Raw genomic sequence first — 8261 nt, 5'->3', positions numbered from 1 at the left:
ATTCAAATTGCCGCAGGCAATTTGCTCCTTAACTGACGCGCAGCGTCAATATCACTGCGGCGAAGCCGCAATATCACTATCGCGGAGCGATAATATCACTGACGCGAAGCGTCAATATCACTGCGAACGCCCCGCGTTCGCGCCTCCCCGGAATGACAGACCGCGTTCGCTTTTTTTCAATATTTCCCATAATCATATCCGCATAATCCTTTCCGCGCGGGGCAAAATATGCGCAAAAGGGGCTTTTTCGCCCCGCATGAAAGGACTTAACGGATATGAAGATAATCGACAGGATCGCGCTTATCCTCGTGATAATCGGCTCGCTCAACTGGGGCAGCGTCGGCATCTTCGCCTACGACCTCGTGCGCATGACCGACGTCTCGCCGCTTCCGGCGTGGGCGCGCGTCATCTACACCCTCGTCGGTCTGGCGGGACTGTGGTGCATTTCGCTGCTCTTCAGAGACCACCGCGAGGCATAGTGAAGGAAACGCAGTTTCCTTCGTACATAATCGGATGAGAGAAGAAATAAAAAGGATCCTGCTCGGCGGCGGAGTGCCCGCGGAGCAGGCGGAGGCGCTCTGCGATTACGCGGAGTTCCTCGTCAGCGAAAACGAAAAATACAACCTCACCGCGCTGACCGCGCCGGAGGATATCGCCGTCAAGCACTTCCTCGACAGTTTGCTGCCGCTGAAGTTCGGCTTCCCGCCCGAGGGCGCGAAGGTCATCGACGTAGGCAGCGGCGCGGGACTGCCCGCGATACCGCTGGCGGTCGCGCGCCCCGACCTCGACGTTACCGCGCTGGACGCGACCGGGAAGAAGGTCGCCTTCATCGCGAAGGCGGCGGAGGTCGCGGGCGTGAAGGTCGCCGCGGTCGCCGCGCGCGCCGAGGAGGCGGCGAAGCCGCCGATGCGCGGGAGCTTCGACTGCGCCGTTTCGCGCGGAGTAGCCGCGCTGAACGTCCTCTGCGAGCTGTGTATGCCCTTCGTCAAGGTCGGCGGCGTCTTCCTCGCTTATAAGGGGCGCGGCGCCGACGCGGAGATCGCGGAGGCGAAAAACGCGGTCGCCGTGCTCGGCGGCGAGGTCGAGCGCGTCGAACGCGCCGAGATCGGCGGCGCCGAGCGCGCGCTGGTCTTCATCCGTAAGGTCAAGCCCACCCACGACGCGTATCCGCGGCCGTTCGCGCGGATAAAGAAAAAGCCGTTGTAAGACGGAGTTTATCTGCGCCGAAGGCGCAATACCACTGCGAGCGTCAGCGAGCAATACCACTGCCCGCAATACCACTGTGAGCGCCAGCGAACAATATCACTTGCCGCGCAAGCGGCAACAAAAAGGTCGTGTCAAGATGTCCGACAGCAAATTACGCGATGCATCCAAAGATTTCGCAAAGAAAATCGTCTTCCTTTGCCAAGACGTCAGAGATAATAAAAAAGGTTCGCCGTTGCTCGGGCAGCTTCTTCGCTCGGCAACTTCCATCGGCGCAAATATCCACGAGGCGCAGTACGCGCACGGAAGAAAAGATTTCGTCTCAAAATTGGAAATCGCGCAAAAGGAATGCTACGAAACGGAATACTGGCTTGAACTCCTGTTTGAAACCGGTTACATAGATGAAAACGAATACAAGCCGCTGCAGAATAATTGCGGAGCGATCAGAAGAATGCTTATATCGTCGCTGAAAACCGTTAAGGAAAACGACGCCGTATAAAAATGAAGAATCATATTCGTTAAAAAAGAACCGTGCTGATTTGCACGGTTCTTTTTTAAGTGATATTGTTCGCTGACGCTCACAGTGATATTGCGGCTTGCGCCGCAGTGGTATTACAGCTTCGCTGCAGTGGTATTGCGCCTTCGGCGCAGATAAGCTTCGCTTATACGCGTTCTCTTATCTCCTTCAGCACTTTTGCCTCAAACTCGTCATACGAATACGGCGCAGTCTGGTCGGTGTCGCGGTCGCGGACGGAAACGATGCCCTCGGCGACTTCCTTTTCGCCGACGATGATCATATACGGCGCCTTGTCCTCCTGCCTCGCCTCGCGGATCTTGTAGCCGATCTTCTCGTTGCGGTCGTCGAGCACGCAGCGGACGCCGGCGTCCCTGAGCTTCTCCGCGACCTGCGCGGCGTAGTCCATGCTCTTCTCGGAAACCGGCAGCACCTTGACCTGCGTCGGCGCGAGCCAGAGCGGGAACTTGCCCTTCGTCTCCTCGATGAGGTACGCCATGAAGCGGTCGAGACTGCCGAGGATCGCGCGGTGAAGCACGACGGGGGTCTTCTCCGCGCCGTCCTTGTCGATATAGGTCAGCTTGAACTTCGCCGGCAGGCAGAAGTCGAGCTGGCAGGTGGAAAGCGTGTATTCCGCGCCGACGGCGGGCTGGACGTTGACGTCGAGCTTCGGGCCGTAGAACGCCGCTTCGCCGATCTCCTCGGTGAAGTTTATGCCCAGCTCGGTGAGCACCTCGCGCAGCGCGTTCTCGGCGTGCTCCCACATCTCGTCGTCCTGATGGTACTTGACCTTGTCCGCGGGGTCGCGCAGCGAAAGCACGCAGCGGTAATTCGTGATGCCGAAGTCCTTGTAGACGCTGAAGATCAGGTCGACGACCGTGCCGACCTCGGACTTGATCTGCTCCGGCGTGACGAAGAGGTGCGCGTCGTTCTGGCAGAAGTGGCGGCCGCGCTCGATGCCCTTCAGCGTTCCGCTGGGCTCGTAGCGGAAGTCGTGCGCGATCTCGCCGATGCGTATCGGCAGGTCGCGGTAGGAATGCGGACGGTTGGCGTATATCATCATGTGGTGCGGGCAGTTCATCGGGCGAAGGACGAACTGCTCCTGGTCGACCTCCATGACCGGGAACATATTCTCGCGGTAGTGCTCCCAGTGTCCGCTGGTCTCGTAGAGCCCGACGGTGCCGACGCAGGGCGTCAGAACGTGCTGATAGCCGAGCTTGCGCTCCTTCTCCTTGATATACTCCTCAAGCTCCTGCCAGACGGTGTAGCCGTTCGGGAGGAACATCGGGAGCCCCTTGCCGATGAGGTCGTCGGTCATGAAAAGGTGCATCTCTTTGCCTATCTTGCGGTGGTCGCGGAGCTTCGCCTCCTCGAGCATGCGCAGGTACTCCTCAAGCTCCTCGCCCGTCGCGAAGGCGGTGCCGTTGATGCGGGTGAGCATCTTGCGGGAGGCGTCGTTGCGCCAGTATGCGCCGGAAACGCCGGTCAGCTTGAACGCCTTCAGCGCCTTAGTGTAGGTAAGGTGCGGGCCGGTGCACATATCGATATACTCGCCCTGCTGGAAGAAGCTGATTGGCGCGTCGTCCTCGAGGTCGGCGATGTGCTCGACCTTGTAGTTTTCGCCGCGGTCCTCCATGAGCTTTATCGCTTCCTCGCGGGGCAGGATGAAGGATTTGAGCGGCAGGTTTTCCTTGACGATCTTCTTCATCTCCTCCTCGATGGCGGGGAGGTCGGCGTCCGAAAGCGTGACGTCGCCGAGGTCGATATCGTAGTGGAAGCCCTTTTCGTTGGCGGGGCCGAAGCCGAATTTCGCCTGCGGATAAAGACGCTTGACCGCCTGCGCGAGAATATGCGCCGCGGTGTGGCGGATGACGTGCTGCTCCTCCTCGGGAGCGCACTGGTCGACGTGTCCGTCGAAGTAGATGACTTTCATGATGGGGTTTTCTCCTTTATGTGAAGTTTATTTACTGATGAATCAAAGGCACAGCGCTTCGCGTTAGCCCAGACTGCTTTCGTCCGCGAGCTTGGCGGCGACGCGGAGGATCGCCAGCGCGTCGGAAACGGTGATCGCATCGTCGCCGTCGATATCGCCGATGAGGATCGCCTCGTAGGTCTCCTCCGCGAGCTTCGCGGCGATGCGGAGCGCGGCGAGCGCGTCCGCGACGGTGATCTCTCCGTCCTTGTCCATATCGCCCTTCAGGTATTGCTGCTCCGCCGGCGCGACGTACAGTCCGACGATCTCCATTCCGCCGCCTATCCTGCCGATGAAACGCGCCTTTTCAGCGATGAGATCGATGATGTAGAGTCCGTTATCCTCCGCGCCGGAGCTCTGCGTCCAGTAGAGCGCTTTGTTTTCAAAATCGTAGACGAGATCGCATGCGTTGCCGCAGATGACGTCGGTTGAGAAGCTGAGGAAGCAGTCTCCGTTAAAAACGTCGACGACATAAACGTCGCCGTTGTAATCGACGCCGTAGCAGACGCCGCGTTCGCCGAAGGCGATCGCCTGGAGTCTCGAATCAAGGGAGAAGCCGTAATATTTTACGGTCTCGACCCCGCCGGTCGCGAGATTGATCTTCACGAGGGCGCGGTCGCCCGCTTCCTCAATTAACGTCGCTATGCCGTAGACCGATTCCGTACAGGGGTCGTAGGACATGGAGATTATCTGAAAGGGCACAACCTCGGGGATCTCCTGCCATTTCGCGGCGCCGTTCGGGAGCTTGAAGAAACTGCCGACGCACTCGTCGGCGTCGTAGGAATAGGCGTAGTAGCAGCCGTCGACGTACACGCCGGATTCGAGGCTTGCGCCCTCCGGGCATGCCCTGCCGGGCGTGACGGAGCTGACGTCCGCCGGATAAAAGCTGATTAAATATCCCTCAAATCCGTTATCGCCGAAATCGTCATAGCAGAAGCCGGCAAGCTTTGTCTCCGCGGGCTCAAAGCAGACGGACTTCGCTCTGCTGCCCCATGCGTCGAATATCTCCCACTCGCCGATGATGCCGCCGGCGGGATTCATCAGCGTCGAGGCGGTCAGGAATACGCGCTGATAGAAGCCGTATACGGCGGAGACGCAGGAATCCGCCGCGACGTGCGACTTCACTACGTTGAGCCGCGCGAGATTATCGTAGGCGTAGATAGCGTAGTCGCCGTCGAGCGAGTTCACGGTGACGTTGGCGTCAAAGAAGGTGAGGTCGGCGTTGTTGCCGACGTATATCGCGGGTTCCGCGGTGGTGCAGCTTATGTAAATATTATCGGCGGAGCCGGTTATCGTCGTGTCTTCGAGAAGCAGCAGCGCCGGGAAGTCGCCGTTGGAGACAACGCCGCAGGAGCTGCGTTCCGGGTCGGCGTTTATCGTCAGACCGATTATTCCGGACTGGATCGCGGCGTTGTTTTCCGCTTTTATGTCGCCGGTCAGCGTCAGCGTGTTGGTCTCGGGGTCGTAGGAGTAGCCCTCGCCGGAGAGTGAGGTTCCGGTTACCTGCTCGCCGCAGATCCAGAGATCGTACTCGTCGGCGTCGTCGGGCGGATAGTTGGTGACATCGAAATCGTCGAGATAGAGGCGGAACTTGCCCGACGTATCGTAATGCTCGATGCAGAAGCGGACGGTCCGGCCCTTTAGTTTGCTGTCCACTAAGAAGCCGTGAGAAATCCAGTAGTTTTCGGTGGTGAGTTCCGCGCCCATCGGGGTCATAGCGGTATCGCCGGGGAGAGCGTAGCCGACGCGGAAGTTCTCACCGTAGTCGGTCACGTCGGAGCCGCGCACCGACAGGCCAACCCAGGTTTTTCCGGTGGCGGGGATATCGATCGCGGGGCTCCAGAGGAGGTTATCCGGCTGAAGCGACTGGAAGGTCGTGTTTGAAAAGGATTCGGAGTAGACCGAGCCCTCGGGACTGTTGTAGAGCGCCTCGGGGTCGTCCAGAAACGAGCCGGCGTGGGCGTCGTATATCCAGCCGCGGCCGTCGCCGTCGAGGTCTTCGGAAGTCCAGCCGTTCGAGAACGGGTCCGACTCGAAGTCGAAGCTGTAGATCACGGTCCATTCCTCAGCGCGGGCGGTGATGAACGCCGTCGGCGCGAGGGTGAGAATGAGCGCGAGGGTGAGAAGCAGGGGAATAATGCGTTTTTTCATGACGTCGATTCTCCTTTGATTTGAATTTTTATATTGAATCAATATAAACCGATTGACAGTCTGCCGTCCTGAGCGGAGCGATGCGAAGCATCGCGCCCGTAGGGACGAGCATTGCTCGTCCGCGCAGTCACGCACCCGCGCCGCCCTTTGTCATCCTGAGCGGAGCGATGCGAAGCATCGCGCCCGTAGGGACGAGCATTGCTCGTCCGCGCAGTCACGCTGAACGCCGTGTGAGAACACAAAACGTTAACCCCGTTTCCGACTGCACACTTTCCCGATAACACTACCGTTACCTTCAAGATCCTTCGGCTCCGGCTTCGCCTTCGCTCAGGATGACACGAACGCGGCGCTTCGCGTTACGCCAAACTGTCCCGGCTCGCGAGCTTCGCGGCGACGCGGAGGATCGCCAGCGCGTCGGAAACGGTGATCGCATCGTCGCCGTCGATATCGCCGATGCGGATCGCCTCGTAGGTCTCCTCCGCGAGCTTCGCGGCGATGCGGAGCGCGGCGAGGGCGTCCGAAACGGTGATCTCGCCGTCCTTGTCGAAGTCGCCCCTGAGCGCGGCGGAGCCGCTGCGGACGACGAAATCGTCGACGTATAAGCGGAGCTGATCGGTCGAGTCTATGTGGGTTATATATAGTCTGACGTTCTTGCCGTTCAGTCCGTCGGGCAGTTTAACGGTATATTCCTTCCATTCGTTCTCGGTCGTGAAGGAGCCGGGGAGCACCAGACGTATATCGCCCATGACCTGATATCCGACGGCGAAGTGCTCTTTATAGTCGTTGGTATCGCTGCCGCGCGCGCGGAAGGTAACGAACGCGTCGCCCTCGTCGGGCACGGTGAAATACGGGCTGGTCAGGCGGTTGACCGGAGTCAGCGCCTTCCCTCTCCAATATGAAGCGGAAAAGACCGAGCCGCTGCCGCTGTACGAATACGTGTAGGTGTAATCGTCGTAAGTATACGCGCTCAGACGCGAGTTTTCATACGTCCAGCCGTTGCCGTCGCCGTCAAGATCCTCGCGCGTCCAGTCGTTGACGAAGGGGTCGGACTCGAAATTGAAGGCGTAGACGACGCCGGAATCCGGCTGCGCGTCCCATTTGAGGTCGAAATCGTCGAGGAGGAGGCGGTAGTTGTCCTTGCTCGACGGCAGATGGCTGATAACGAGCCGGATGCGCCTGCCGAGCAGCTTGCCGTCATTGTATCCGGAAAGGTCGAAGACGTATTCGTTCCACCTGTTTTCGGTGGTATAGGTCGGGCTTATCGTGTTCGGGATCGCGTTGCCGGCGTTGTATTCGACGTAGGAGATGTCGAACTTCTCCGCGAAATCGTCGTTGTGGTCGCCGCGCGCCCAGAACGAGAGCGTCATTTTGCCGTAAGACGGAACGGTGAAGAAGGGCGTTATCAGGCGGTTGTTCGGAGTCAGCGCGCCGTCGCTGCCGTCGTATGACGCCGACCACATAATGCCGGAGCCGCTGTGCGACGTTTCGGCGGCGGGATCGAAGGTCCAGCCGTGTCCGTCGCCGTCGACGTCGCTCGCCGCCCAGCCGCGCGCGAAGGGCGTGGCTTCAAAATCGGTCGAGATAACGTGCTCGACCGGATTATAGTTGACGACGCTGAAATCGTCGACGAGCAGGCGGAACTGGTTCGTACAGCACCAGTGGCTGATGACGACGCGGATCCTTTTGCCGAGCAGATGGGAGCGTATGGGATCGTCGGGAGAGATCGTCACGGAGTATTCCTTCCACTCGTTCGTCGTGACGAAATCCTCGTATCCGATCGACGTGGGAACGGTATCGCCGCCGTCTATTACGTAGGCGAATCTGAAATGCTCGGCGAAATCTCTGGGGTGATAGCCCCGCGCCATGACCTTTATCGAGGTCTCGCCCTCGGCGGGGATCTCGATGACCGGACTTACAAGGCGGTTGTTCGGGGTCAGCGCCTCGTCTTCGTTGTCGTAGGACGCCGACCACATAAGACCGGTGCCGCTGTGAGCGTCGGCGTAATACCGGGCGTATACCCAGCTGTGGCCGTCGTTATCCATATCCGCCGTCGACCAGCCGTTCGCTGACGGATCCGTCTCGAAATCGAAGGAATAGACGGTCGTTTCGTACGCCTTCGAGCGCGCCGCCGAAGCCGCGAACGGCGCGAACGCCAGCAGCAGCGCGGCGGCAAGTATTGCGGAAATTACGCGTTTGGACATAAAAGATTCTCCTTTGCGGTTTCTTTTCGCGGCGGAAAGCGCCGGATCTGTCGTCCCGAGGAGGCGAAGCCGACGAGGGATCCCCCGGGCGAACTTCGTTCGCAGTGATATTGACGCTTCGCGTCAGTGATATTATCGCTCCGCGATAGTGATATTGCGGCTTCGCCGCAGTGATATTGACGCTGCGCGTCAGTTAAGGAGCAAATTGCCTGCGGCAATT

Annotated in this window: 6 protein-coding genes; 3 read left to right on the top strand and 3 right to left on the bottom strand. The window is 59.4% G+C overall.

Features of this window, described 5'->3' with window-relative positions:
• Window positions 1-275: 275 nt before the first annotated feature.
• From IJL83_04465 to IJL83_04455, 3 genes are all read left to right on the top strand, one after another.
• Window positions 276-479, top strand: a complete 204-nt coding sequence (locus IJL83_04465) for a DUF378 domain-containing protein (GenBank protein MBQ6552850.1) — start codon at window positions 276-278, stop codon at window positions 477-479.
• Between the two features lie 34 nt (window positions 480-513).
• On the top strand, window positions 514-1206 hold the full coding sequence (gene rsmG, locus IJL83_04460; protein ID MBQ6552849.1) for a 16S rRNA (guanine(527)-N(7))-methyltransferase RsmG: 693 nt from the start codon (window positions 514-516) through the stop codon (window positions 1204-1206).
• Between the two features lie 136 nt (window positions 1207-1342).
• Window positions 1343-1702: a four helix bundle protein gene (locus tag IJL83_04455; GenBank protein ID MBQ6552848.1), complete on the top strand. Its 360-nt coding sequence runs from the start codon at window positions 1343-1345 to the stop codon at window positions 1700-1702.
• Between the two features lie 163 nt (window positions 1703-1865).
• On the opposite strand, the gene thrS is transcribed toward IJL83_04455, so the two are convergent.
• The 3 genes from thrS to IJL83_04440 all read right to left on the bottom strand — a co-directional run bounded on the left by thrS (window position 1866) and on the right by IJL83_04440 (window position 8041).
• Window positions 1866-3650 carry a threonine--tRNA ligase gene (gene thrS / locus IJL83_04450; GenBank protein ID MBQ6552847.1) on the bottom strand — a complete coding sequence of 595 codons (1785 nt, stop codon included), beginning with the start codon at window positions 3648-3650 and terminating at the stop codon, window positions 1866-1868.
• A gap of 63 nt (window positions 3651-3713) precedes the next feature.
• Window positions 3714-5840, bottom strand: a complete 2127-nt coding sequence (locus tag IJL83_04445) for a hypothetical protein (GenBank protein MBQ6552846.1) — start codon at window positions 5838-5840, stop codon at window positions 3714-3716.
• Window positions 5841-6196: 356 nt separating this feature from the next.
• Window positions 6197-8041, bottom strand: coding sequence for a choice-of-anchor J domain-containing protein (locus tag IJL83_04440; protein MBQ6552845.1), 1845 nt, complete (start codon window positions 8039-8041; stop codon window positions 6197-6199).
• Window positions 8042-8261: the final 220 nt, after the last annotated feature.

The organism is Clostridia bacterium, assembly GCA_017438525.1.
Lineage (GTDB): Bacteria > Bacillota > Clostridia > Oscillospirales > RGIG8002 > RGIG8002.
The sequence above is the reverse complement of the archived record's forward strand: the minus strand, read 5'-3'. Positions and strand labels throughout refer to the sequence as shown.